Here is a 25,808-nt window from a genome sequence, read left to right as displayed (position 1 = left end):
CTTGACATCATCACTTTGATTATATAAATTTACATCATCAAAACGATGATGTTGTATCGATCCCTGTGGTAACTACCGAAACAGGAGGCGCAGATGAGCAACGTCGAACTACACGCGAAAAGCGCAAGAATCTCGAGCGACTGGCCGGGGTTCACCGAGCGGCTGGCGAGTGTTCTTTCGGGCATGGAAGAAGATCAATTTCTGATCATTTCCGACAAGAATTCCAAACGCTACATTCAGTTTGCAGCCCAGGGCGCGTTTGGCATGCGCGCCGAGATCAGCAGCAATGCCTACTTGCCCCGCCCCGATCGCTTCTCTGACGGGCAGATGGCACAACTGACGGAAGCGGGGTGGTTGCCCCCTACCGGAACGCCAGAGGAATCCACTCCCGAACAGGATCCGGATGGCTCCTCGAACTTCTTTATTCAGTACGACGCCCCGATCGACGCCCTGCGTATCGCGGAGCAAGCAGTGGGTGCGCTCGTGGAGGTCCTCGGCATCCCGTACCCGGGTTTTCTCACGTACGACGCCTTTGACTATGACGACAATGGACTGACCTTCCCGGAACTAGGGCTGCAACACGTGTCACCGGCGGAGAAGTATGACCGGCAGAAAATCGCCAAGCGCGTACTCGGGCTCGTGCGCGAAATCACCGGCGTAGATACCCTCGACTTCGACGAGGACGGTGATGTCGGTATCAGTTTCGACGCCACCACCACCTTCATCCGGTTGGTCGGCAATCCGCCCTACGCGCGCCTGTGGGCAGCAGCATGACGCGTCCGGCATTGGGGTCATCTGGATTGCGGTCCGGATGGTATTTTTGGCTGAGTGAGGGGTATGCCGCTTTGATCACTTCGATGGGCGCGTCGCGCGCGACCTTCAAGTTGTCGTAATGGGTCCTGATTCGCGACATCGCCCGACGTTCCCAGCAATTAACGGTAAATTATCATAGCCAAGTTGATTATACGGCCTGCAAGGGAGCCGGACGACCGACGAAACGAAGGAGCACAGAGAGGTGACGCCTGCAGACGGCACGAAGACGGCCACAGGTGACAATGAATACGCGCGGGACCGTGGCGGCTGGACGCCCGTCAATCCCCGAAATCGTCATCGATCCGCCGATCGCGCCCGACGACTGTGTCTCGCAGGAATACGGGATCCCGGCTCCGGGCGCTGAGATCGATGCGCAGACCGTGGCCTCGCGACGCAGCAGGGCACGAAGGGCAGGACGCTCTCCGCGTTCAGCTACTACGCGGGCAGCTTCTTCTGCAGCACCGCGACACGTTCATGCATAGCCCAGACGTCTGGCCCGAGCGCCGACGGCACACCGCATGGGTTTCCGATCGCCATCGACGCACACCAGGTCTCGTGGAATCGCTCACACTCGCGCAAGTACGCATACAGCGGATTCCGCGCGTCAAAGTCACGCAGCTCCGACTCCGCTTGTGCCAGCCGCGCCCTCGCCCGCTCAGTTTGCGCATCGAGCGTACGCTGCACCTCCTCGGCCGCAAGCCGCAGTTCGCGATGACTTGGGATCTGCTCGACGACTGTCCGGATGCGGGCGTAGTGAGCAAGCAGCGAGTCCTTCAGCCCTGGCAGATTGCCCGCCTGAGCCAGTCGTGCCCAGTCGCTCAGCGCACGCTTCAGTTCCTCCGCTGACCGCTCAAATTCACTCCCATCCTCTCGATCCATACTACCTCCGCTCAACCTTGCCGACGCGCCGATATCAATCCACTGAATGCAACTCAGACAAGCTTCTGCCAGCTCCAATCCTCCAAAATCGTCATATTGCAAGCCACAGCCAACTTACACAACACCTTCAATTTTTGATCATTGTCCATGTGGGTTCTCGCGTACAGGCCATTACTCAGGCGCACGTAGTTGCATTTCCTCTTCATCAGTTCCGGCGAATTCGGAAACAACTCGCTTATTTGATCTGAGATGAACTTAATTTCCCGACTATCGCTAACAAAGCCCCTCCTCCATCCCTCCTTCTCAGTGAATATCTCAGAATGATGACTGCAAAACATCTCCAACATCCAGACATAGCCATCTTTTGATTTCTCGAATATTCGCTCAACCCCCTTGAACATTGCAATCACGGGCTTGGCGCGACCATCGCGGCCACCAAGAGGGAAACGAGCCCGCAGCTCCCGATCAACCGCTTTCGCCGCATCTATGTCGCGTTCCTTCACGAATCGGTGCATTAGCTTCCGCAGATCGTCTTCAGTCCTTCTTGGATCGCGAATATATTTTATTAACTTCTCAATATCCACGGCTATTTCCCCCATCTGATTAAGCGCGCGATAATATTTGCCCGCTGAATTCAAAATGGCAATGTTTACGCGAACTCGATAAATTGCGACGGTAAACGCAAAGCCTTACTGAAATTCGGTTAACGCAGAAGGTCGATATCTGACCACTCTCGCGGGCGCGATTCAACACTGCTTTCTGAATCTCGGGGTTATTCGAAAACTTCAATGACTGATACAGGTGTTCACTGGTCAAAACTCTGACCCCGTTCACCAGCAACGGAAAACCGCCAGCCATGTTCGACAATCCACCAAATTCATCATCCGTCTTCAGAAACGACACGTGATTCTGGTTCATGACATCCCCCTGAAATGACAAAGAACGGTTTCCGAAAAACCGAGCGATGGATAACCACCGCATGAATGTCATTAAATAGGCGACTGCGACAAAATATGTCGCGACAGACGACGTGAATGTCGTGCGTGACGTGTGTATGGAAAGCTTGGGCAAGCGATTTGTGCGGGGTCGGTAGCCGGTATAGATCGGCGCTACATCGACCTTTCGCCACGTAGAGCCCATCAGTGGGCTAGGCTCGGCGCCGCCTGCGCGACAGCGAAGGCGCGAATGAGCCCCGCGCTATTTGCGGTGCGGCGAAACGGTGGCCAGAGTCGGCAGGTGATCCGAGCCCAGGTCCGGGCCGACCACGTGATCGATGACGGACCAGTGGCGCGATACCATCACGTGGTCGATCGGCAGCCCGATGACTCCCCGCAACGGCGCCGGCCACGTTGCCTGTAGTCCCCCGGCGAGCATGAAACCATGGCGCCGTGGCGCCCCAAACGCCGATGACCAGGGCGTTGCATTGAAGTCGCCCATGACGATCGTCGGGCGGTCGGCGTAGCGCGCGGTGATGTCGGCCAACAACTGATTGCGCAGCAAATGATCGGCCGCACTGATCGGCGGCATCGGATGGAAGGCGACGACGGTGACCTCGGTACCGTTCCAGTCGACCACCGCCTCGATCCGCGGCGTGGCGCCGCCTTCCTCCACCACCGCGTGGCGCACAATCGGATGACGCGAGAGCAGCGCAATGCCGAACGGGTCCCAGCGCGGGCGCACGACCCGATGCGGATACGCGTCATCGAGCCCCAACCGCTGCGCGAACGTGTCCGAGATCTCGAGAATCGCGAGCACTTCGGGTTTCGTCTCCCCGACCCACCGCGCCAGCCGCTCGGGGGATTCATTATCGAGATGCACGTTCGCGGCCGCAACGACCAGCCCATCAACGCCCTCGCCACCCCGCACAGCCGCCGGCGTTGCAGTGAGCCACGGCAGCGGTACCAAGGCGGCCGCCATCACCCAGCGCCGGTGGGCAAACGCCAGCATCGGTAGCGCCAGCACCAGCCCGGCGAGGAAAAACCACTGCCAGTGCACGGCCAGATCCAGCCCCCACGCCAGCGCGCCGGGCAAATGATTCTCGAAGGCCGAAGCCAGCGGGAGTAGCAGGCCCGCGACGCACAGGGCCGCGAGGGCTTTGGCGCGGCGTTGCAGGCCGCCATGACGAAGAATGGACAAGTGCGTGCGCATGGAATCGGCATGGTACGGCAATCGGAGAAGAGGAAAGTCGCATCTGGGCGAAGACTTCAGGGAAACAGGCTCATTCCATGCGCCACCCGCCCCGGATAATTTCTTCATCCACCAGCCCCGATGACCGGTCAGTTCGCGCTCTTGAGGCCGGACTCCGCGCTGCGACACTGAAGGGATCGACGTTGAAGGTTTTCATACACTTGCATTGCGTCAGTCGTCGTGCTTCAATTGCATCATGACACCAGACTCCTCCCCCACCGCCGCGAGCTACCCGCTGTCCGAGCTCTGCGTCCTCGCCGATCTTCCACTCCGGACGGTGCGCTACTACGTCCAGATCGGTCTGGTCGATCGTCCCGAGGGCGAGACGCGGGCGGCGCGGTACGGCGCGAAGCACCTCGAACAGCTGCTGCTCATCCGGAAATGGAGCGCGGCGGGGGTTTCGCTGGAACGGATTCGGGAACTGCTGCACGGCGAAGCACCCCCGGTTCCGCCACGGACGCGCACGGTGGGGAGTGTTTCGGTGTGCAGCCATCTGACGGTGGCGGAAGGGATTGAGGTCGTGATCGACCCGGGAAAGGCCGGATTGAGTCCCGAGGAGGTACGACGCTTCGTCAGGGGCGTGATGGCGGCGTATGCAGGCTTGCACGATGCTGCCTCAGGCGCGGAAGAAGAACACGAGGGGGGAAAGAGCAATGAGGACGCTTGAAGCGGCACGCGTGGCGACATCGACGGGCGAGAGGCTCACGCTCGAGCGGGTGCGTCTCGAAGGCGTGCTGGACGGTGCGCTGTTCGAGGCGACGGTGATCCAGCAGTTTCACAATCCGCACGACGAGCACCTGGAGGTCGTCTACACCTTCCCGCTGCCTTGGGCGGCCATTCTCCTCGGCGTGCAGGTGCAGCTGGGCGAGCGGCAGCTGGAAGGCGTGGTCGTGGAGAAGGCGCAGGCTGAAGCCGACTACGAGGGCGCCCTCGCCGAGGGCAATACGGCCATCCTCCTCGAACAGAACGCGGACGGCAGCTTCACCCTCAATCTCGGCAATCTTGCCCCCGGCGAGCGCTGCACGGTCCGCCTGCGCTACGCGCAGGTCTTGCCGTTCGAACAGCGCAGCCTGCGGCTGCTGATTCCGACCGTGATCGCCCCACGCTTCGGCGACCCGGTAATCGACGGCGGGTTGCGCCCCCACCAGGCCGTCGAGCACGACCTGGCCGTCGAGTACCCCTTCGAACTCAGCCTGCGCCTCATGGGCGACCTCGCCCGTGCATGCGTGGCGTCCCCCAGTCATCCGATCAGCACCAGGCCGAGCGGCGACGGCATCGAGATCGGCCTCGCGCGAGCCGGCCGCCTGGACCGCGACTTCATCCTCGTCGTGAGCGAGCTGGCGCACGACTCGCTCGCCGTATCGGGTGAGGATGCGGTGGAGCCCGGCGGTGTGACGTCGCTGGTGAGCTTCTGTCCGCGTCTTCCGCAGCGGCGCCCGGTAGCGGTCAAGATCCTGGTCGATTGCTCGGGGTCGATGTCGGGCGACAGCATCGACGCCGCGCGTCGCGCCCTGCGGGCTATCGTCGGCAAGTTCGAGGCGGGAGACCACTTCTCGTTGTCGCGCTTCGGCTCGTCGGTTGAGCATCGCTCCCGTGGGCTGTGGCGCACCACCGATGCCACACGGCTCGCCGCCCGGCGCTGGGCGGACGGACTGACGGCCGACCTCGGCGGCACCGAAATGGAAGCGGCGCTGTTGTCGACCTTCGAGCTTACGCACGCGGCAGTGAAGGATGTCCCCTTGGATGTGCTGCTCATCACCGATGGGGAGATCCAGGCGATCGACCGCACTCTGGCGTGTGCCCAAGCCTCCGGCCATCGCGTGTTCGTGGTGGGCGCAGGCAGCAGCCCCGCGGAAGGGTTGCTGCGCCGCCTGGCCGAGGTCACCGGGGGCGCCTGCGATTTCGTGGCCCCGGGCGAGGCGGTGGAGCCGGCGATGCTGCGCATGTTTGCGCGCTTGCGCTCGCCGCGCCTGGAGGACCTCCACGTCCAATGGCCTGACGGGAGCACCCCGGTATGGGCCTCTACGCCACCCGGGTCCGTTTTCGATGGCGATACGGTGAGCGTATTCGCGGGGTTCGCGTCTAGGCCCGAGGGCATCGTGCGCTTGATCGCGCGGCCGAGCCCGGATGCGCCGGGGGAAGTGATTGGCGAGGCAACGATCGGGCCGGTGCTGGCCGGCGATGCCGTAGCACGCATGGCGGCCGCCGCGCGGGTCGCCTCCTTGGCCAAGAATCGGCGAACGGCAGCGCAAGCCGAGGCACTGCGGCTGGCCGTTGCCTACCAGCTCGTCACGACACGCACCAATTTCCTGCTGATCGATGAGCGGGCAGAGGCCGACAAACCGCTCGACATGCCTCGGCTTGCCAAGGTCCGGTCGATGCTGCCCGCCGGCTGGGGCGGCGTAGGTAGCGTATTGTCCGGCGCGGCGATGGTCTGCGAATCGAGGGCGCCCGGCGCCTACGATGTCCCTGCCGTCATCCGCTGCAGCTCCCGACGTTCTGTCGCGCCTGCCGGCGGCAACGCTTACGACATCCCCGCCTTCCTGCGCCACAACCGTTTCGGCATTGACCGCGCCGCGTCGGCCAATGCCGATCCGCGTCACTGGGCGACGTCCGAGCACTACAGCGGGCTTACCCCACTCGGCCTGAGCGAATGGCTGCGCGACAACCCGGAATCTCTATGGCCCCTGACGTACGCGGATCTGCGCGAGATCGGGCTCGGGGCGGCGGTCGTCGACTGGCTCGAATTGACGGTTGGCGCCGCGGCAGACGAACGCGCCGTCGTAGCGACCTTCCTCAAGCTGCTCGCATTGCCGGAGACCCACGCCGCTCTGGTGAAATCCCTGGGGACGCTGGCGCATCTGAAAGCCCTCGCGCGACGGCTCGCATCGCGGTCGCAGCAGGCCGCCCCATCCGATGCCTTGCTCGAAACCGAATGCGCGGCGCGGCTTGCGCCGCTGCTCGCGGACCTGCAGGCCGAAACGTGGCCTGCGTGTATTTTCGAGCTCGACACGGCACTTGCCGAGCCGATCGAATAGCGGATCTCTCCACACTCGACAGGCAGGCCTATTCACACGCACCGGGAGGCAGCCCATGGCACACGATATCGGCAGGATGTTCTACTACGGCGAGCGCCCGTGGCACGGACTCGGTACTGCCTTGCCCGCACCGGCGGACATCGAGGGCGCGCTGCAAGCCGGCGAGCTCGACTGGGACGTTGAGCTCGTGCCGATTGTCCCGGCGGGTGAACCGGACTCGTCCATTGCCCATCGCAAGGCGGTCGTGCGCATGGATCGCGCCCCGGGATCTCCCGGACGGGTCATCGGGGTCGTGCATCCGGGGTTTCGGCCGCTGCAGAATCGGGATGCGGCGCAGCTCTTCGACTCACTCCTCGTGCGCGGCGAGCGGGCATATCACACGGGGGGGTACCTGCGCCAAGGCGAGGTGGTGTGGCTGCTGGCGCGCCTTCCCCACACGATCGAGCTCGCGGGCCGGGACGTCATCGAGCCCTACCTCCTGTTCTCAAACAGCCATGACGGCTCCCAAGCCATCGACATCCGGCTGACCACCATCCGCGTCGTGTGCCAGAACACCCTCTCGCTGGCGCTATCCGGCCGTGCCGGACAGAAGGTGTTTCGTCGCGCACACAACGGCAGCCTCGCGCTGCTCGAGGAAGAGGCCAAAGGCTTCTTCGCCTTCGTCACCCGCCAGTGCGACGAAGCCGCGCAGCGTTTCGATCGCCTGCGCAAACGACGCTGCGACAGCGACGCCTTCGATCATTTCCTCGCGAGCCTCCTCCCTGATCCATCGCGCCCCGCGACCGCCATCCGCAATGCGGCCGTGCTGCGCGCCTACGAGACGCGTCTCGCCACCGCGCAGCGGGCCCGCGCGCAGGTGGGCACGATCTTTCGGGAAGGCCTGCCGGCCAGGCAGATTGCACCCGAACCGCACACCTGGTGGGGCGCGCTCAATTCGGTCACGGCCTGGGTCGATCACGCGCAGGCGATCAAGGGCGACCGCTACGCGCACATGATGTTCGGTGCGGGTGACACTTTGAAGTCCTCGGCGCTGAAACTGGCGACCACGGCCGCAGCGTGATCGAGCGGCGGTGAATGGCAGCTTCGTGACGAGCCACCGCCGCCCCCACCCGCATCGCCAATCGGAGAATCGGATGAGCACGCAGGAAGACCCGGGGCCGCAGCACGCCGATGCACAGCACAGCGCACCACGGACGCCCCCTCGCGGCGAAGCGCGATGCCAGATTGTCGGGCCGGATGCCGAAGCGCTGAGGGACGTCTTGGGCAGATCCTTCAACCTGTTGCGGCACGCCCCGACCTACAAGGACGATCAGCGCTGCCTGGACGCCTCCGGGGATGTGATCGAGTTACCCGACGGCACCTTCAAGCTGCGTGCGGAAGAATGACGAACCCACCCCCGAGCCCGGGCCCTTCGGCGCCCTTTAGCCCAGCGACCCAATTGGGGTCTCGCACTCGGTTTCGAACTCTGAAACGCCGACTGGCATGGGCCGTAGGAATACTCGGGCTGGTCTTCGCCCTGATGTGGGGAGCTCGGTGGTCGGTAACCTCGCCGATGCCGTTCGACCGCGACATCTGGATGTCGCACGGTGCGGAGCACGTCAAGCCGTACCCGCGTCGCTTCATGGCGGACGGATTCCTCCAAGACGCGACATTGAAGGGGCTGACCACGGCACAGGTGACGGAGATGCTGGGTGACCCGGGCAATCATGGCTACTTCAAGGATTACGACCTCGTGTATTGGTTGGGGCCCGAGCGCATGTCCGTCGGAATTGACTCGGAATGGCTCGCCATCACGATCGCCAAAAAAACGGGGCGAGTCGAGGACTACCGCATCGTGATGGACTAGGCCCAGCTGCACATGTTGGCGCCTGGCCACACGCGGAGCAGGCGCCCCGCCCCACGGCGAGGCTTTGCGGCGCGAGGTCTGCGCCTCGCAAATTATCGACCGCGGCCCATCGACGCCCGCGTGACATGAGCGAGAGCTGGCGCCCGGCGCCGCCAAATCATTCCGCACGTCCGATCCAGCGCCGGATCGCAGCATCCACGGACCCGTCGATCACCATTTGCTCGCGCAAGCACAAGGACTTGATGTTGTCAGCGGATTTGCGCGCCAGCGTCATCCAGTCGTCCTCGCCCTTTCCGAACACGTGCCCACGGAACAACAACCCTTGCAGGATCCAGTTCACGTTCTGGCGATTGATGGGGCGCCCTTGCGCCCGAACCTTGTCGCGCACGCGCTTACCCGTCTCGGCGATATCGAACGGTTGATCTGCCAAGTCCTCCGCAACCAGTCGAAACAGGTTTTGATAGTCGGCCGGAGGCCATAGCGGCGCATTCGTCACATCGTGAATCTGGGTTGCGATCGGCAGCAGGTCGGCATCCTTGCCCCAGTCCGGCGTAGCGCTACCGTTGGGCTTCGTCCCATTGGAGGCCGTCAGGCGATGCCTTGCCGGATCGTACATGCGCCCCCCGGCCCCCGCCCAATCGACCTTGATTGGCGCAAGGTTGAGGTCTTCCACCATCTTGCGGAAGGATCCCAGCCCGTTCCAGTCCTTGGCAATGGCGCCATACGTGGACGTGATGAGCTGGGCGATGCGCGCGCATGCGACCGGTTGCGTAGCAGCATCCACCTCCGCCCGGATGAGCCGAGTGATGGCGTTCATTTCGTCCTCAATCTTCACTTTCTTGGCCGCGGGCGCCGGTGTCGCATGACGGGCCGGATCGAAGATGACACCCCCGCCCTCCCAACTCACGACCAGTGGTGCGAAGCTCGACTCATCGACAAGCTGACGAAAGCTCCCGAAGCCCGCCCAGGTGGTGGCGTCGATGCCTCCGATTTCCTTGAGAATGGTCGACGCGAGCAGAGCAAGGGACACTGGACCTGCGGACTCGCTAACCTTACGCCGAATGAGTACGCGGGCGCCGCGCACGACGTCCACGGTCGCAGGGGCAGGCGAGGCATTCGGGGCCGGCTCGGGCGCCGCGGTTTCCTCTTCACGGAACCCCAGCGCGTCGCGGACAAAGAGATCCTGATCGATCAGGAGGTCGGCGGATGCCCGGTAGGCCGCCGACGGGAATCCGATGGCAAGGACGGTGGTGCGCCGATCCCAGCGACGCAGCTTGCGCAGAACCGGCGTGAAGTCCGCATCCGCCGAGAACACGATGAATTCATCATAGTGCGCCTCGTGCTGCAGCAGATCGATGATGTCGAGCACCATGTGGATGTCGGTGCTCGTCTTGCCCTCGCTCGTGAGCGACGGGCAGTCGATGATCTCGAAGCCCGCGAGATTGAACGAGGGGCGAAACCGCTGATAGACCTGCGGGTTCAGATAGCAGCGCCGCACCAGGACGCGACGCCGCGCGTCTTCGGGCGCGTGCTCGGGAAGCTCAAGGGACGACACCAGCCACTGCATCCAGCGCTGCGGCTTCTGCGCGAACTTGTCGGCCATCGCCGGGTCGAGCTTGCGCAGTCCGGAATACACATTGTCGAAATCAACGAAGAGTGCGCTCTTCAACGGCGGCTCCCTGCAAACTGAATTTGTCGAGAATATCAAAATGCATGTTTCCGGGCCGGCGATAATCGAAAATTAGCTCACGCCTGGAGATGGAACCGGAGTCGGAGATCACAAGAAATCTATGGCCAGCCCGATTGTTGCATGGCACATTCGTTCTAAAGCAATGTGGGCTTGCGCAAACCTTTCCGGAGTCGTGACGGGACAAGGAGGTCTTCCCTTTGACAAACCAATATCGGTGGCTTGATGATTTCGGAAGGCGTCGCTGTGTCGCTGGATACTTTCAACGAGCAGAATTTCCCACTGCAGATGATGTTGCTGCAGGCGTAGATGTTGGGCGCCCCACGAAGATCGCTGCGACCAACACCGAGAGTCCGACTAGTACCACCACCAGCACCCAACTCCTGCCCGAAAAGGACCAGTCGCTACGCTGCGTCTTGGCCGTCGTGATTGCAGCGGCAGCAGGCGGCAAAGGCGCGGGGGTTTGCGGGTTCAGTTCTACGAGACCTTGCCGTTCAATTTTTCCATCCGACTCAATGAGCAGCGCCATTGACTGATAACCGCTCCCCATCCCGCAGGCTTCCTCGGTACCGACCAAGTTCAACCGGGCAGCAAGACCACTGACATTCCGGCTGGATAATTGTTTCACCCTATCCATGAAGATCCGGCGGGCAGCCTCCGACGCCACACAGCCGAACCAGTGCAAATGACCCGCTTGTTGCACATCGGCCTCGCCCGCTGAAAGGGCTTGAAAGGACTGTACCGCTTCCGCCACGCGCCTAGAAACCCGTTCCCCTGCAACCGCACCGCCCTTCAGGAGGTCATCGACCTCATCCTCGCTGACAAATTGGTTATCCAGCAACCTGCCGAGTCCTATCGCACTGTCGAGGGCGTCGGGCATCAGGCAAGCGCATGCCAAAGCAAGGATTGTTTTAGGTTCATCTTCCACCACTATTGTGTAGCGGATCACGGTACCCACACGGTCGCGCCTGGAAGGTGACTGGATACCGCTGAAATACCCGCGCAACCGACCTTCAAAAGCTTCGATGATAATGGTCGGTCGTTCGAGCGTCGTTCGCCGCTCGAACGCGGTCCACCAACGCTCCTGCGGTGCATCCCCCAAGAAAGCGTAATCGGTGGTTCGGCTGCGGGTCTGCAGATATATGGCCATGCTATTCCAACTCAATCACTCGAGAATCCATTTGGAATTCAGCAAGTGGTTTAAGCGCGCGCGCCAATACGGCTACCTGTTTTTGCTGTTGCTGCAAGCAATTGTGCACGTCGGTGGCTGCCAACTTCCTTTTGTCGCGCTCGCCATTCAGTTTGATCCAGATGTCCTTGAAAAAACCTTCTTTTCTCGTTGCGCGCTCGCTAGCTTCACTAAACTTGCCACTTAGTTGCTTTTCCAGCAATTTTTCTCCCTCATGGATGGATGTGAGAACGTCCCGGCACAATAACGCCATCACCGAGGCGCCACCCTTGGGCCGAAGTTCACCTGGCGATCGCACGCGATAAGTTGCCGTAAAGTCGAAGCCGCCAGGCGCATTCTGATCAGCGCGCCATTGGGTACGAATCAGGTCGACGCAACCCATCGTGTCGACCGGGGCGTAAGCCACCTTGACGTGAGGAGCAGTGGCCCGGGCTGAGGTGATGACGCTGTTGAATAGCGTGCATACGTCATCATGCAATTTTCCGGCCCCATGACCGTTGCCGCCGTTGTCGGAGAAGTACGATTCGCATTTGACCGGACACAGCAGCAGCAGTGCAGGCTCATGAGAGGCCGTGCGGCGATTCTTGGCCCAGTCCTCAACCACCGCTTGGACCTGCTGGATGGCAAGCATGCTTGGTACTGCGCGCTTCTGGCTCGCCGCCGTCGCTTCCATCAGCACCGTAGCCTCGATGGGTGCGATGAGTACCGAACAGCGTGCTAGCCACTCCTTATAGGACTCCCATTCCGCATTACGATGCGTCCCCCGCGCCGCCGCATCGATCCAGCCGCCCGGAAAATCCTGCAGGCCGAACACTAACGCGTCGCCACCTTCTCCTGGATCGAGACGCAATTCGAAGGTGAACACTCCCTCGGTGCCGGCAACTGCCCCCGGATTGAACTCACCGGCCCACAGCGCGCCGCGCAACTCATTGTCGTGCTGCTGGAGACGACGCTCGCTAGCGGTGCCATGAGGTTCTATTCTGGCTGTCGTCTGGGCAAGAACGCGCTGTGCGTCCCGTAATATGGTCGCGACGAGTGACGTCTTTCCCACGCGCGAGGGCCCAACCAATCCAATCCTGAATTTCAGATCTGCTGTGTTGCTCACCCCAGCACCCCTTCGACGTTGTCAATTTGTTTTAGAAGCCCGTTGAGCGCGTGCCGGACACGGTTGACGCGTGCAGTGGCTTGTTCAGTGTCCGTGTAGACTCCAGGCCAAATGTCGTCCCTAAACGATCTCCCCAAACGGGCGAACTCGATTTGCGACTGACCGGAGCGGATCAGGGTATCTTCGAACTGCTCTAGGCTTGCGTGCAAAACGGCCGCCGGCGTTCTGGCTTCTTGGATCAGGGCCTTTTGAGTCTGATAGGTCGCCTTTTCGGCCAGTTGCGAGAGGGTGCGGTACAACTGCTCTGCACCCGTCTCGCTCACTTCGACAGAGATCTGAGCCTCGGGCAGCCCGGATTCGGGATCCGTCACCTGAAGATTGAGTCCGTCAAGCGCACTGCGGACGCGAGGATGCAGTTGTGTGCGATAGTCCAAACGCATGGCCCTCAGCTCCCGCAAGGCTTGGGCCAGAGTCGGACAGGGTTCGACCGCGTCATCGAAGTATCGGGCGAGTTGGTCCAGTTCATTAGCGCCCCCCTCGTCACCCATGAGCTGATTGAGATGCTTCCTCAGCAATTCCGCCACCTGGTTCCACAGCTCTTCGACTCGGCCCGTGAGATAGCGGTCCAGCGCGCAGTAGCGGCCGCTGATTTCAACACGTATACGGTTGAGCTCATGCCCTGCGAATGCCTGACTGAATCGGTCCACTCGCATTTGCCGCAGCGCAATATTGCACCAGTTCTCCCGGTTTAGACCGAACCCATCTTCGATCCAGCAGAGGGTCTCCTGGTAGGCAGTCTCCAATGCCGTCATGAATTCCGGATCCTCTTCGCCGGATCGGGATGCGTCGCGAAGATCGCACACCAAACCTTGCAGCGCCGCCGCCAGGTCCTTGCGCAGTTCCTCGCTCCGGCGTTGCAAATCCTCAATCCCGCTGATGTCGCCCAACCTCTTTGCCGCCAAAGGAGCTTGCAGTCCGTTGAGCACGCCACGGATACTTTGCGATTCAGTGAGGCACGCCTTCCGCGTACCAACCAGGATCTCCTCGTCCATCGCCGGCAGCCGTTCGGCCAAGTGCGCCAACAGCGGTTCCAGTACCCTGTCGGCGACGGCCTTAGCATCCGTCGCGTCAGCCTCCAGTACGCGAAAGTGCGCTCCATCTTTGCCATCGTTGACCTGGCGCAGAATGTCGTCGCGTAGAGCATCCACCCTAGGGGCATCCTCAGATCCGTGGTTGATGAGCAGCGCCACGAAGTCGCGACGTTGGCTCACATAGCCGCGCGCCCGATCCAGCAGATTCACGGCATTCGCGTCCTCCCGCGTCCAGTACGCCATGCCCTCCACCGGGCGCTTGACCATCACCACGGCATCCACGTCGTTCTTCAGACCGTTAAGGTGGTGTTCTTCCGCATTGGCTGCTACCTCGCCCAAGCCTGGAAGGTCAATGATGCCCAGATGCTCGACCTGCGTATGAGGGAATCGACATTCGATGCGCACGTCCCGCACCGCCAGGTAGGGGCGGGAACAGTCGGACGAGCCCGCCTCCTCCCTGCGTGGATAGGCAACATAGGGGCGCAGTTCGTCGAGTCCGATCGTACGCTCGCCACCCGAAAGGTCCTTTTCGTAGGACCACAGCGACTGCTGCATTTCGCGCAAGCGACGGAGAACGGTGATGCTGCTGTGACGCTCTTGCAGTTCCGATGCGAGCTCCCTTTCCGAACGCGGATAGGAAAAGGATCTGAAATCGGAGATGCTCTGCGGCAACTGGGCGATGCCGAGTTCAGCATGGTACGGCGCGATCACCTCGTCGCGAAACGACTCGAAGCTGTGCAGCGTCAGGCGGGCGTGCGCATTCGCGCTGGAGTGCACAATGCGGCTGCGCACCGCTGTAACCGGCAGGCCTGACCCAGTCGGGATCTGCTGGTCAGTGAGGCCAGACAACTTTTGCAGCAGCGTGCTCTTACCCACCCGGGCTCGCCCGCTGACCCCAATATTAATGGTGTCTCGCGAAAAACGCCCGGCTAGCAAGTGTAGCTGCCTGATCGCTTCCGTCACGCGCGTGTGCAACGCGGTCGCGTCAAAAGACTGGAGCGACGAGCGGATCTCATCGGACGTGCGCGGATGAGCCTGCAGTTCTTCCACGGCGGCGCTTAGCTGCCGGATCCCCTGGTTCACTTCCTCCCAATGACCAATCGCTGCTTGCACTGCCGGCAGCCGAGCTCGTCGGTGCTCGAGGATTTTCGCAATACGTTCACGCGTATCCATGTTCTGTTTCCCGTCACGAGTTTCCATGTTTGTCTGCGAGTCGTAGCGCACTTGTACAAGATGACATTGACGGCAGGGCGGTTGGCGAAAGGAGCCCTGCATCTGCGCCAGCATTGTTCGCCGTTCTTGCATTTCGGATATTACACTTCCGCGGATTGCCAGCCGTGGCGTATTAACTCAGGCCCCTAAAAATTGGGCCATTGATGTCGCCGCTAAAGCAGCGGCTAACTGTTCGGCAGGAGCGCGCCTTCATCGATGAAGCGCATGGCCCAGCCGCGCCCGGCCGCAATCTGGTTGGCTTCATGCATCGGCAGGTGAAGCTCGGCGGCGAGGTAGGAACTGCCGGGACAATCCCCCTCGATGATCACGGTGCGGAGTGCCGCCATGATGTCCCGATCCTCGCGCAGGAGACGTCATAGGCTGCGCCGGCCCACGTCAGTTGCTTCGCCCAAAGAAGAACAGCCAGTCGTTGATGTCGAGCTGCTGCACCTTGCCCGTCTGGGCGCGCAGAAACTGGTGCCAGCCGTCGTACTCATCTCGCCGCGCGGTGTGCCATTCGAGCTTCTCCAGGCACTCGTCGAGATCCTTCTGCAGGTCGTTGCGCACCATCACCTGCGCACCCCGATGCCAGTCGCGCGCCTTGGGATTGTTGTAGGCGGTGGCAATCTTCTCATCAACCTCGAGCCCCTCGGCGCGGATGGTGTCCATCACCGACTTGCGCTTCTGCTGCCAGAAAGCGAGGCGCTCCTCGTGAAAGCGCAGCTTGCCCTGCGCGGCCTCCCCCAGTTGGTCAGTGGTGTAATCGAATTTCCATTCTTCGCGCAGCATCTGGCTTCTCCTCTTTAGCGTCTTTGCCGACATGGCAGGGGACGCCATCCGGATCAAATCCCCCTCGCCCGTGGGTAGGCAAATCCATTGTGACCAGCGACAGGCTCATGGGATGAGCCTGTACTGACACCGTCGCACCGCGGACGCTCGGGCTGGAGCGGAAAGGATGGCGGAGTGAATCGCCGTCACCGCGAACGGGGGGCGCTCGGTTTAGCGGTACTCGTATCGCCAGGCTCACCCTATGAGCCTGCCGCCCGCTATCGTCCCACCCAGTGCTGGCGATGGCGCCGGCAGAATGGGAGATGACGAAATGACAAATAACACCATTCCGCAGATTCTGATCACCCCTCTCAAGCCGGCCCTCATCAATGGCATGGCGCAGAAGCTGCCCGTGCTGGTGCGCGTGCAGGCGCCCGACGCCGATCCGACCCGCTCGGCACCCCGTAAGCCCTATCACCTGTCGCTCGTGATCGACCGCTCCGGATCGATGTCGGGCGAACCGCTCATGCAGGCGGTGCGCTGCGCGCGCCACATCATCGATCGCCTCGACCCGACGGACATCGCCTCACTCGTCATCTTTGATGACAAGGTCAAAACCCTGGTGCCGGCCAAACCGGTGGGCAATCGAAGCGCGCTCCACACAGCCCTCGCTCAGATCCGTTCCGGCGGCACGACCGACCTCTACGGCGGCTGGAGGGCCGGCGTCACCACGCTTCTCGACACCGCCGCAAGCGCTGCCCTGGCCCGGGTGATCCTCCTCTCGGACGGCAACGCCAATGCCGGCGAAATTCTGGCGTCCGCAGAAATCGCCGCGTTCTGCGCCCAAGCCGCCGAAAAGGGCGTGACCACCTCTACGTACGGACTGGGCAGCGACTTCAACGAGGACCTGATGGTCGAGATGGGCCGGCGCGGTGGGGGCAATCACTACTACGGCGACACCGCAGCGGATCTTTTCGAGCCCTTCACCGAGGAGTTCGATTTCATCTCCAGCCTGTACGCGCGTCACGTGCGCCTCGCCTTGTCGGCGCCGACCGGGGTGGGCATCCGGCTGCTCAACGACTACATGGTGGATGAGCGCGAAGGCTTCCCGCTCATCCGTCTACCCGACGTGCCGTATGGTGCGGAAGCGTGGGCGCTGGTCGAACTCGAGATTCCGGCCGCACTGGCGCTCGAGTCCGGCAATGTCCTCCTGCAGGCCGGTGTCACGGCGAGCACACCGGACGGGCTGCCGATCGCCATGGCGGACGCTACGTTGGTGAGCAAGGTGCTGTCGCCGCAGGCCTGGGACACGCTGCTCACCGATCCGCGGGTCGTCGCGCGGCTCACCGAACTTGAGGCGGGCGAGTTCCTGGCCGAAGCGCGGGCGGCCGCCGAGCGTGGCGACTGGGAGACGATCCACAAGATGCTTGCCGAAGGCCGCAAGCGCTTCGCCGACCATCCGTGGGTCATGGAGGTCCTCGACGCGATCGCCGATCTCGCCAGCGAGATGGACATCGCACGCTTCCGCAAGGAGGCGATGTACTCGAGCCGCAGGATGGCAGCGCGGGTCTCAGCCAAGGACGAACTGCATTTCGACATGGCCACCGAGGCGGCGGCGCCGAGTTTCCTGCGGCGCAAGCGTGCACAGGGCAAGGCACAGTTCGAACAGCGTCCCGAGGACGACCAAATGTAGGAATTGAATCGACGCATCGCCATCCGCGCCCGGCGATTCGCCCCGTCCCTGCTGTAGCGGCTCATCCATTGAGCCATTACAGCAGGATAATGCTGTCAATGCGCCCGGACGACGCGCGCCCTCGACATCAACGTCGTGTTCGCCACCGGCGAACCGCGGCCACGGTGGGTCATCGCACACAACGCATCAACCGCAACTGAGAGGAATCCGACATGCTCGGTGCCATCATCGGCGACATCGTGGGCTCGGTATTCGAGTTCCATAATTTCCGCGCAAAGAACTTCCAGCCCCTCTTTCATGAGAACGCCTTCTACACCGACGACACGGTGTGCACGATTGCGGTGGCCGACGCCCTCATCCACGACCGTGATCCCGCCGAAGCGCTGAAGGACTGGGGGCGCCGCTATTGGGAGAATGGCGGATGGGGGCAACGCTTCGCGCTCTGGCTCGCCTCCGACGACATGGCGCCCTACGGCAGCTACGGCAATGGCGCGGCTATGCGGGTGGCCCCGGCCGGACTGCTCGCCGACAGCGTGGAGTCGGCGCTCGCTCTGGCGCACAAGGTCACCGCCGCAACGCACAACCACCCGGAGGGGATCAAGGGTGCGCAGGCCACCTCCTTGGCAATCTTTCTCGCACGCCAGCGGGTGACGCCACACAACATTCGCATCGCGGTCACCGAACGTTTCGGCTACGACCTCGAGCGCAGCGTCGATGAGATCCGCCCGGATTACCGTTTCAATGAAACGTGCCAGGAGACCGTCCCGCAGGCGCTGGTTTGCGCGCTGACCGCCACCGGCTTCGAGGATGCGATCCGCAATTCCATCTCGATTGGTGGCGACAGCGACACGGTGGCGGCGATTGCCGGAGGCGTCGCCGAAGCCCTCTTCGGCATTCCCGATGACATCGCCGATCAGGGATGGGCGCGTCTGCCCCATGACATGCGTGAGGTGCTTACCCATCTCTATCAGGAAGCCGGTATGCTCGTGTGATCAACGGGAGGAGATCGCGTGGATCGCACGGAGTTCTTCTGTCATGACCCGGATTAACACACTCTGGCTGAGCATAGACAAATGCGCATGTCATTCTTTTATAGTACACACAATGGTTCGCCCACCTGACGGGCGAGGGGAGTCGATCCAGCTCGCGGCCCTGCGAGTTCGGCGAAGCCGCTAAAAAGGAGTGCGCCATGTTGCCTTTCGTCCCATTTTCGCCGCCCGACATCCGGGGCTGGGGATGTGTGCGATGACTCTTCCCGTCGTATTCCTGATGATCGTGCTCAAGAAGAGCGCCGTGCGACATCATTTTCCCGGCGGCGAGGCCGGGTTTCGCGCCCGTTACCCGTATGCAGCGGAGGATCGCTATCTCTTCGGTCTGGGCAGCATGTCGGGCCAGGATCTGGAGGAGTATCTGGCCGAACTACGGGCGGCCGGGATAGACACGCAACGCTGCTGTGCGATTGCCGACCGTCATGGCGGAGTGATTGCGCAGCACCCCGACATCATGTTCGAGCGTAGCGGACCGGTAGATTTTCCGGGCCTGGAGGCGCGGCTCGTGCGTGACGACCCCCTCGAGATGGCCCGTGAGGGCGAAAGTATCGTCCGCTGGCTTATGGCCCGCGGATTCGAGTTCGACGTGCCGGCTCAATACAACACCGTTCAGGAAAAACACCGATGAGCGCAGCCAAAAGCTGTCTCGCCTCGCTTGGCGTCTTCGGCTTCGAACCGGTTGAGACGGTGATCCTGGCCGCGCTGGTCACCGAGGACCCGATGATCCTCATCGGCCGCTCCGGCACGGGCAAGACATACCTCTTGAACTCGTTGTCCGAAGCGCTCGGGCTCAATCATCGACACTACAACGCTAGCCTCATTTCCTTCGACGATCTGGTGGGTTTCCCCTATCCAGACGAGGCGTCGGGCGGCGTGCGGTTTCTTGAAACGCCCGCGACGGTGTGGGGCGCAGAATCAGTCCTTATCGACGAAATCAGCCGATGCAAACCCGAGCACCAGAACCGCCTTTTTTCCCTGGTGCATGAGCGGCGCATCCAAGGCATTGCGCTTCCGAAGCTTCGTTACCGATGGGCTGCAATGAACCCATGCTCTGGTGACCAAGACGCCATCGAGGAGTATGCGGGCTCGGAACCGCTCGATCCCGCGCTCGCCGACCGGTTCGCGCTCCTCGTCTCCGCCGCGGACTGGGACGATCTGTCGGAGGACGACCGTCGCAGCATCACGTTGCCCGGCGGCGAAGGTCGTATCGCCGATGATGGAGGCGTCCTAAAGGAGCGGATCGAGACATGGCGGAGCGCCTTTGTCACCGGCGTCGACAGCTGCCCCGAATTCATCGTGCGCTATGCCGCCGCCGCCACCACGGCGCTCAACGGTGCCAGCGTTCGGATTTCACCTCGCCGCGCACGTCTTATCGCGCGCAGCCTCTTCGCGGCGACGATCGTTGTCGGCGATGCCACGGAAGGAATCTTCCGCACCATCCTCCGCGCCTCGCTGCCACAACCGTGCTGGGGCGTGGCCGTTGCTGAGGAAGTCCTTGCAGCGGCGCACCGTGTTGCCTGGGAAAGTGCCACACCCGGCGAAACACACTGGATCCATCGCTTTCTTGCCGAGCGTAGTCTTCCCCGAAAGCTTTCAATCCTGCTTGACGAATGCAGGGATCCGGATGCAGGCACCCAGGCCGTCTCGCAACTCATTGCCGTTGCGCCGCGTGAGCAAAGTGCCGCCTTCGCCTTCGCGGTCTATCCCGCGGCTGCCATGGGAAAGCTTCCGATCGGTCCAGAAGGCGTCAATGATCTGGCTCGCCTCGCGAGCCCTTTGCTGACCACCGAGGGCCTGGTGTCGTGGCAGGAGCGACTGAACCAGCAGAACAGTGAGCATGGCGACCTCTCCCGTTACGTCCGCATTCTGAGCGATCTCCAGGGCGCCCGGTACGAGCGGGCGCAGCAGTTTTTCAACGCATGCGTTGTCCAGCACTTGGTCGTCGGTGAGCCCGGCGCGCTAGAGAAGGAGATTGAAGGCTGCGTGCAGGAAATTCGCCGAAGAGGGCTTGCGTGATGTTCTGCCAGCATTCCGCAGACCTCGGCGCCATTCATCCGCTTCATGCGAACATCGGCGGACCGATGAGCCGCACGCGCAGTGTGCGCATCGCATCCTCGCTGCTCGGCCGGGACACGGGGCATATCCGCTGCCCGATGATCATCAGACTTGGGCTTGAGTTTCGGAAGGGCGTCGACCCGGTCAAGCATCTTCACCAGATGCTCGCCACCGAGGGCCTCACGACTCCGGAGGCGTTACGCGAGCGCTTCCCTCCGCCTGATCGGCCCTACCTCTGTCGCGCACTTGCGGATGATCACCAGCGGCTCAAGGTCGCGGAAGCGCTTCGCGAGAAGGTGCTCCAACAAGCGCTGCTGCTCGGCCTCTGTACAGCCTTTCGCTACGACCCGTCCCGCGCGGTCATCTGGACGCAGGCGAGCCTCACACGCGGGCTCGAGCTCTACGATCCGGCCGAGTTCTATGCATGACGCCGCTGCAGTTTCGTCACCTCACAGAGGAACTCGTCGAGGAAAACCCCTTGGCGGTGCGCGCGGTTCTGAAACTTTGCGAGGTGCGCTTCACCGACAAGGTTTCCACGCTCGCGGTGACCTGCGAGGAAAAGCCCGTCCTCCTGGTCAATCTCGACTTCGTCAAACTGCACTGCCGAAGCGACACCGAGGTGAAGGCGGTCATCTGTCACGAGTTCCTTCATGTGCTCCTGCGCCATACCGAGCACATCGACCTCATCACGCCGGCACGTCATCTCGCGTTCGATGCAGTGATCAACGCCATCATTCATCGCAGCTTCGGGCCAAAGTGGTCGTCTCTCATGTCTCGCTATTACAGCGATGTGCGGGACCTGCGCAAGCTCCTGCGCCCAATGAACAAGAAGGAGCTCGCCGCCCTCGCCTCGCAATCACTGCAAGGTGGCGAAAATGCAGTTCCGGGATGGGTCCGGGCATGGGCCTCTCTCTACGAGGGATGCCTCGTTGCCGATGACATTGCCGAACTGGCCGAAAGCCTCGCGAACACCGTCTCCCGTCGCAAGCCAAATGCGGGTGCGGCGCCGTTCAGTCTGGACGAGGTGCTTCGCTCCGAGATCATTCCGGATCTCTTCGGAAATCACGACGGGCTCGCCGGTCCGCTCCCCGATGCGCTCGCCAGAGTTCTCGATCAGGCACTGCGCCAAATGAATGGCGGAGGAATATGGCGTGCGCCTTCGTCGCGAAGAGTGGGAACGAATCCCTACGAAGCTTTGTTCGTTGCCAGGAACGAGCCCACGGCACGCTGGCGGCGAAAGACGCTCGCAGTGCTCAAGCGCCACCTCACACCTGACCATCGCTCACGGGCGCACTCCCCCCACCTTGACGAAGCTCGCCTCCCGATTCTGTCGCCGACAGATCGGCGCGCGTTCCTTCGCTGTAGGTGGTCTAGGTTCCTCCCGGATGTCACCTGGTCGATGGAGCGGCTGCGACCAGATGGATCCGCCCAAATTTATCTCGACGTTTCCGGGTCGATGTATGCAGAGATGCCTGAAATCATCGCCTTGCTACAGTGCCTGTCACGTTACATCCGGCGCCCGCTCTGGGCCTTCAGCGACGTGGTCGCGCCAGCCCGGATCGAAAGCGGCCAGCTCAAAACCGAAACGACTGGCGGCACTTCCATGACTTGCGTGCTGGCGCACGTCCTCAAGACCAGGCCAAGTGCGGCAATCGTAGTCACTGACGGCTACATCGAGCGCCTTGATCGGGCTATCGTCGGAAAACTTGCCGGCACGAGGCTTCATGTCCTGCTCACACGAGACGGCAATGGTGCAGAGCTCGAGAGAGCGGGACTGCCTTACACCCAACTCGACAGGTTGCCAGCATGATTCGAATTAGCGAGGTGGTCCTTCCCGGCCACCCGGACAAGTTTTGCGACCGCGTGGCCGATGCGGTCGTCGCTGAATCCCTGAGAGCCGACTCGGATGCGTACTGCCAGGTCGAGGTCTCTGTCTGGTCCGATCAGGTTTGGCTTTCCGGCGGACTTTGCACGCGCACGCCGCTTGCTCGTCAGCTGGACGAAATCGTTGTCAGCACTGGGCTCGCGATCGGGTATCAACCGGGGAATCACATTGACGCCACTCGATATCACGTTACCGACGCGGTATGCCAACGCATTGCGGACCCGAGACAGTGGTCGCACCACGTGAACGACCAAAGTATCGTCATTGGATGGGCAGGTTACGACCAGAAGACCAAGTGGCTCCCACCCGAGCATTTCCTGGCACATCATTTCGCGCAGATATTGTTCGAGTCCTGCATGAGCGGAACGCTTTCCGGTCAGGGGCCCGACGGCAAGCTGATGGTCCGCATACGTGAGGAAGGCGATGAATGGCGGATGGAACATCTACTCGTCACGCTACAACAGTCGTCAGGAGCTGACTTCACTTCAGTGTGTGAGGAGCTGGCTAGTGTCCTGAGGGACGCCTATGAGGCGGCCCGGAGGGCCGATCCTCGTTGGAGGACCCGCTGGGATGATGTCGAATTGCTGCTCAACCCCAATGGCCCAATGATCGAAGCGGGCAGCGACGGCGACAATGGGCAGACTGGTCGCAAGCTCGTTATGGATTTCTATGGGCCCCGCGTGCCCATCGGGGGCGGAGCCCTGGCAGGAAAGCACCCGACGCATATCGACCGTATAGGTGCCAAAGCGGCACGCGAAGCGGCCCTTCATATGGTGAGGACCGGAGCCAATGAGTGCCTGGTACGGCTCGCCTATGCGCCCAACACCGTTGTGCCACTAGATGTTGCTTACGAGACGTCCGGGCGGGGCGAGCGGGTTCCCGCAGAGTTCTTCAGGCATGACGTGATGCGGAAACGTTATGGTTCGATCTGACCTTGCCTAGGGATGAGTGATCGAGCAGGACTGGCCGTTGGGCTACCTCAAGACGCTGGACCGCTGTGGCAAAAACGTGAACGTACGACTGCGCGCCGACCTGCCCGGTCAGGCCGTGCTGGTCGCATTTAAGCGACGCGAGCGCGTCGACTAGCATCACGCACTTCAGGTAACGTCCTCGTGATGAAGACGCTATGCTATGACGGTATGCCTTAGGATAGGCCCGATGGATCGCACTGAACGCTTTTATCATATCGACCGGCTGCTTCATGAGCATCAGGTTGTTCCGCTGCAGACATTCCTGGACGAACTCGAGGTTTCGCTCGCGACCTTCAAGCGCGATCTCGAATACCTCCGCGAGCGGTTCAACGCTCCCATCGTGTGGGATCGGGAGGCCGGCGGCTATCGCTTCGACAAGGTTCAGACGGGGCCCCGCTATGAGCTGCCCGGCCTGTGGTTTAACGCCTCCGAGGTCTATGCGCTGCTCACCATGCAACAGCTGCTCAAGGATCTCGAGCCCGGCCTTCTTGCACCGCACGTCGAACCGCTCCTCGCACGGCTGCGTGCGCTGCTCGACAAGGGCGACATCCGGGCGGACACCGTCGAAAAACGCATCCGCTTTCACCACCAAGCCGCACGCCGGCACGACCCGAAACACTTCGCCCCGATTGCAGCGGGAGTCCTACAGCGCCGCCGCCTCGTCATCGACCACTACGTCCGTTCACGCGACGAGACCATCCGTCGCGAAGTGTCGCCGCAACGCCTCACCTTCTACCGCGAAGCCTGGTATCTCGACGCGTGGTGCCACCTGAGGGAGGAACTGCGCAGTTTCGCGCTCGATGCAATCATCGAGGTCTCGCTCGACAGCGACATCTCGCTCGAAATTCCGGACGAAGAGATACGGGCCACGCTCGACGGAGGCTACGGCATCTTCGCGGGTAGAGATGTGGAGTGGGCCGAACTGGAATTCACGGCCGAGCGGGCACGCTGGGTCAGCCGGGAGGTCTGGCATCCGGACCAGGAAGGACGATTTCTGCCGGACGGCAGCTTCAGGCTGCGGGTGCCTTATAGCAACCCGACCGAACTCGCTATGGACATCCTGCGTCACGTACCGGACGTCAAGGTGCTTGGCCCCGATCCACTAAAGTCCCAGGTCCGCGACCAGCTCAAGCGTGGGCTGGAAACGCTGTGACGTTACGACTACGCGCGGGACGCAGACGCACGTTTCCGAGGGGCTGCCACTACCGGACTTGGCGTCCAGCGAGCGACCGATTCACGTCCCTTGCTTGAGGCGAAGCTCTGCAAAATTCACCATGGCGTCCGTATTGTTCCTCTTATCGCCGCGCGCCAATGGTTATCAAAATACGCCTGATATACAAATCGCAATAGACTCATCGACAGATTCTAGGGCGGACCATATACTCTCCGCAATATCACATACACATACTCGGTAATCCGAAAGAACCAGCCAGGATGTGGAACGAGCAGCTTGCAGATCTAACCCAGCCACAACGCGACCGCCTCGCGTTCGTGGAGTTGCGCGTGCGCTTCGTCGGGGAGATACGCCGCCAGGACTTGGTGACGCGGTTTGGCATTCAGTCCGCCGCAGCATCCAGGGATCTGGCGCTGTACAAGGACTTGGCACCCGGCAACATCGACTACGATCCCAAGGGTAAGTCCTACGTCCTTGGGCCGGACTTTCAGCCAGTTTTCGACTTCCCTGCGGAGCGCGTGCTGTCGTGGCTGACCCAGGGTTTTGGGGATGGCGAGCCGATGCGGCTCAAGGCGTGGGTGGCCAGCGAAAGCCCTTCACGGCTCACACACCCGGATCTGGATGTGCTCGCGAGCGTGACCCGGGCGATCCATCAGGAATGTCCGCTCGGCATCGAGTACCACTCCATCTCCAGTGGCCGCACTGAGCGGGAGATCGTCCCGTTCGCGCTGATCGACAACGGCCTCCGGTGGCACGTCCGCGGCTTCGACCGGAAGTCCCAGGAGTTCCGGGATTTCGTCATCACCCGGATCAGACGCCCCGTCGTGCTAAAGGGCCAGCCAGTGGCGCCCCACGAGCTGAGCGATCAAGACATTCAGTGGACCCGGATCGTCGAGCTGGAGTTGGTGCCGCACCCGGATCAACCCCGGCCGGAGATCACCGAAATGGATTACGGCATGCGCGACGGCGTACTGCGGATGAAGCTGCGTGCCGCCACGGCCGGATACATCCTGCGCAAATGGAGCGTGGACTGCTCGCCCGACCACAGCCTGCGCGGCTACGAATTCAGGCTCTGGCTGAAAGATCACCTGGCGCTATACGGCGTCAAGAATGCTGTGTTGGCGCCGGGGTACCGCTCCCCTGACCAAGATAAGGGAGAGCAATAA

General features: G+C 62.0%; 27 protein-coding genes. 16 read left to right on the top strand and 11 right to left on the bottom strand.

The features are described from left to right. Nucleotides 1-93 precede the first annotated feature (93 nt). Nucleotides 94-774, top strand: a complete 681-nt coding sequence (locus AzCIB_RS06840) for a TY-Chap domain-containing protein (protein WP_050415206.1) — start codon at nt 94-96, stop codon at nt 772-774. On the opposite strand, the gene AzCIB_RS23655 is transcribed toward AzCIB_RS06840, so the two are convergent. The 5 genes from AzCIB_RS23655 to AzCIB_RS06825 form a co-directional block, all read right to left on the bottom strand. After that, nucleotides 722-913 (bottom strand): DnaJ domain-containing protein, encoded by a 192-nt coding sequence (locus tag AzCIB_RS23655; protein ID WP_083446899.1) that lies wholly within the window; start codon nt 911-913, stop codon nt 722-724. The genes AzCIB_RS06840 and AzCIB_RS23655 overlap by 53 nt on opposite strands. A 335-nt stretch (nt 914-1,248) precedes the next feature. Beyond that, nucleotides 1,249-1,692, bottom strand: a complete 444-nt coding sequence (locus tag AzCIB_RS06835; protein ID WP_050415205.1) for a hypothetical protein — start codon at nt 1,690-1,692, stop codon at nt 1,249-1,251. A 53-nt stretch (nt 1,693-1,745) separates the two neighbouring features. Next, nucleotides 1,746-2,276 (bottom strand): hypothetical protein, encoded by a 531-nt coding sequence (locus tag AzCIB_RS06830; RefSeq protein WP_157058439.1) that lies wholly within the window; start codon nt 2,274-2,276, stop codon nt 1,746-1,748. 19 nt (nt 2,277-2,295) lie between these two features. Continuing rightward, complete coding sequence (locus AzCIB_RS24630) at nt 2,296-2,610, bottom strand: NADAR family protein (protein ID WP_157058438.1); 315 nt, start codon at nt 2,608-2,610, stop codon at nt 2,296-2,298. Nucleotides 2,611-2,889: 279 nt separating this feature from the next. Further along, nucleotides 2,890-3,840: an endonuclease/exonuclease/phosphatase family protein gene (locus tag AzCIB_RS06825; protein WP_198149634.1), complete on the bottom strand. Its 951-nt coding sequence runs from the start codon at nt 3,838-3,840 to the stop codon at nt 2,890-2,892. Between the two features lie 235 nt (nt 3,841-4,075). On the opposite strand from AzCIB_RS06825, the gene AzCIB_RS06820 reads away from it, so the two are divergent. The 5 genes from AzCIB_RS06820 (at nt 4,076) to AzCIB_RS06800 (ending at nt 8,763) form a co-directional block, all read left to right on the top strand. After that, on the top strand, nt 4,076-4,546 hold the full coding sequence (locus AzCIB_RS06820) for a MerR family transcriptional regulator (RefSeq protein ID WP_050415202.1): 471 nt from the start codon (nt 4,076-4,078) through the stop codon (nt 4,544-4,546). Beyond that, on the top strand, nt 4,533-6,917 hold the full coding sequence (locus AzCIB_RS06815) for a VIT and vWA domain-containing protein (protein WP_050415201.1): 2,385 nt from the start codon (nt 4,533-4,535) through the stop codon (nt 6,915-6,917). The genes AzCIB_RS06820 and AzCIB_RS06815 overlap by 14 nt, the downstream gene beginning before the upstream one ends. A gap of 55 nt (nt 6,918-6,972) precedes the next feature. Beyond that, entirely contained in the window at nt 6,973-7,977 is a 1,005-nt protein-coding gene (locus tag AzCIB_RS06810; protein ID WP_198149633.1) for a DUF932 domain-containing protein, read from the top strand. Between the two features lie 73 nt (nt 7,978-8,050). After that, nucleotides 8,051-8,302, top strand: coding sequence for a hypothetical protein (locus AzCIB_RS06805; protein WP_050415199.1), 252 nt, complete (start codon nt 8,051-8,053; stop codon nt 8,300-8,302). Between the two features lie 167 nt (nt 8,303-8,469). Beyond that, complete coding sequence (locus AzCIB_RS06800; RefSeq protein WP_050415198.1) at nt 8,470-8,763, top strand: hypothetical protein; 294 nt, start codon at nt 8,470-8,472, stop codon at nt 8,761-8,763. A gap of 157 nt (nt 8,764-8,920) precedes the next feature. Here the strand turns inward: AzCIB_RS06800 and AzCIB_RS06795 are convergent, their stop codons facing one another. The 6 genes from AzCIB_RS06795 to AzCIB_RS06780 form a co-directional block, all read right to left on the bottom strand. Next, nucleotides 8,921-10,432 (bottom strand): NYN domain-containing protein, encoded by a 1,512-nt coding sequence (locus AzCIB_RS06795; protein ID WP_050415197.1) that lies wholly within the window; start codon nt 10,430-10,432, stop codon nt 8,921-8,923. Between the two features lie 280 nt (nt 10,433-10,712). Next, nucleotides 10,713-11,600: a hypothetical protein gene (locus tag AzCIB_RS24085; RefSeq protein ID WP_157058437.1), complete on the bottom strand. Its 888-nt coding sequence runs from the start codon at nt 11,598-11,600 to the stop codon at nt 10,713-10,715. Nucleotide 11,601: 1 nt separating this feature from the next. Beyond that, nucleotides 11,602-12,744 (bottom strand): hypothetical protein, encoded by a 1,143-nt coding sequence (locus AzCIB_RS06790; RefSeq protein ID WP_157058436.1) that lies wholly within the window; start codon nt 12,742-12,744, stop codon nt 11,602-11,604. Next, nucleotides 12,741-15,035 carry a hypothetical protein gene (locus AzCIB_RS06785; protein WP_157058435.1) on the bottom strand — a complete coding sequence of 765 codons (2,295 nt, stop codon included), beginning with the start codon at nt 15,033-15,035 and terminating at the stop codon, nt 12,741-12,743. Before AzCIB_RS06785 ends, AzCIB_RS06790 begins: the two co-directional genes overlap by 4 nt. A gap of 197 nt (nt 15,036-15,232) precedes the next feature. Beyond that, entirely contained in the window at nt 15,233-15,394 is a 162-nt protein-coding gene (locus tag AzCIB_RS24080; RefSeq protein ID WP_157058434.1) for a hypothetical protein, read from the bottom strand. 49 nt (nt 15,395-15,443) lie between these two features. Further along, nucleotides 15,444-15,836, bottom strand: a complete 393-nt coding sequence (locus AzCIB_RS06780; RefSeq protein WP_050415194.1) for a hypothetical protein — start codon at nt 15,834-15,836, stop codon at nt 15,444-15,446. A gap of 310 nt (nt 15,837-16,146) precedes the next feature. Between AzCIB_RS06780 and AzCIB_RS06775 the strand changes: the two genes are divergently transcribed. The 10 genes from AzCIB_RS06775 (at nt 16,147) to AzCIB_RS06735 (ending at nt 25,808) form a co-directional block, all read left to right on the top strand. Then, entirely contained in the window at nt 16,147-17,508 is a 1,362-nt protein-coding gene (locus AzCIB_RS06775) for a vWA domain-containing protein (RefSeq protein ID WP_050415193.1), read from the top strand. Nucleotides 17,509-17,720: 212 nt separating this feature from the next. Continuing rightward, entirely contained in the window at nt 17,721-18,500 is a 780-nt protein-coding gene (locus AzCIB_RS06770; protein WP_050415192.1) for an ADP-ribosylglycohydrolase family protein, read from the top strand. A gap of 253 nt (nt 18,501-18,753) precedes the next feature. Beyond that, nucleotides 18,754-19,185 (top strand): hypothetical protein, encoded by a 432-nt coding sequence (locus AzCIB_RS06765; protein WP_050415191.1) that lies wholly within the window; start codon nt 18,754-18,756, stop codon nt 19,183-19,185. Beyond that, the gene (locus AzCIB_RS06760) at nt 19,182-20,573 is read left to right on the top strand and encodes an AAA family ATPase (RefSeq protein WP_050415190.1); all 1,392 of its coding nucleotides are present in this window, start codon (nt 19,182-19,184) and stop codon (nt 20,571-20,573) included. Before AzCIB_RS06765 ends, AzCIB_RS06760 begins: the two co-directional genes overlap by 4 nt. Further along, the gene (locus tag AzCIB_RS06755) at nt 20,570-21,040 is read left to right on the top strand and encodes a hypothetical protein (protein ID WP_157058433.1); all 471 of its coding nucleotides are present in this window, start codon (nt 20,570-20,572) and stop codon (nt 21,038-21,040) included. Before AzCIB_RS06760 ends, AzCIB_RS06755 begins: the two co-directional genes overlap by 4 nt. Beyond that, complete coding sequence (locus AzCIB_RS06750; protein ID WP_050415188.1) at nt 21,037-22,422, top strand: vWA domain-containing protein; 1,386 nt, start codon at nt 21,037-21,039, stop codon at nt 22,420-22,422. The genes AzCIB_RS06755 and AzCIB_RS06750 overlap by 4 nt, the downstream gene beginning before the upstream one ends. Then, the gene (locus AzCIB_RS06745) at nt 22,419-23,429 is read left to right on the top strand and encodes a methionine adenosyltransferase domain-containing protein (RefSeq protein WP_050415187.1); all 1,011 of its coding nucleotides are present in this window, start codon (nt 22,419-22,421) and stop codon (nt 23,427-23,429) included. Before AzCIB_RS06750 ends, AzCIB_RS06745 begins: the two co-directional genes overlap by 4 nt. 16 nt (nt 23,430-23,445) lie before the next feature. Next, entirely contained in the window at nt 23,446-23,583 is a 138-nt protein-coding gene (locus AzCIB_RS24075) for a hypothetical protein (protein ID WP_157058432.1), read from the top strand. A 72-nt stretch (nt 23,584-23,655) separates the two neighbouring features. Then, nucleotides 23,656-24,621 (top strand): helix-turn-helix transcriptional regulator, encoded by a 966-nt coding sequence (locus AzCIB_RS06740; RefSeq protein WP_050415186.1) that lies wholly within the window; start codon nt 23,656-23,658, stop codon nt 24,619-24,621. A gap of 281 nt (nt 24,622-24,902) precedes the next feature. After that, the gene (locus AzCIB_RS06735) at nt 24,903-25,808 is read left to right on the top strand and encodes a helix-turn-helix transcriptional regulator (protein ID WP_050415185.1); all 906 of its coding nucleotides are present in this window, start codon (nt 24,903-24,905) and stop codon (nt 25,806-25,808) included.

The sequence above is a fragment of the Azoarcus sp. CIB genome (genome assembly GCF_001190925.1).
GTDB lineage: Bacteria > Pseudomonadota > Gammaproteobacteria > Burkholderiales > Rhodocyclaceae > Aromatoleum.
The sequence above is the reverse complement of the archived record's forward strand: the minus strand, read 5'-3'. Positions and strand labels throughout refer to the sequence as shown.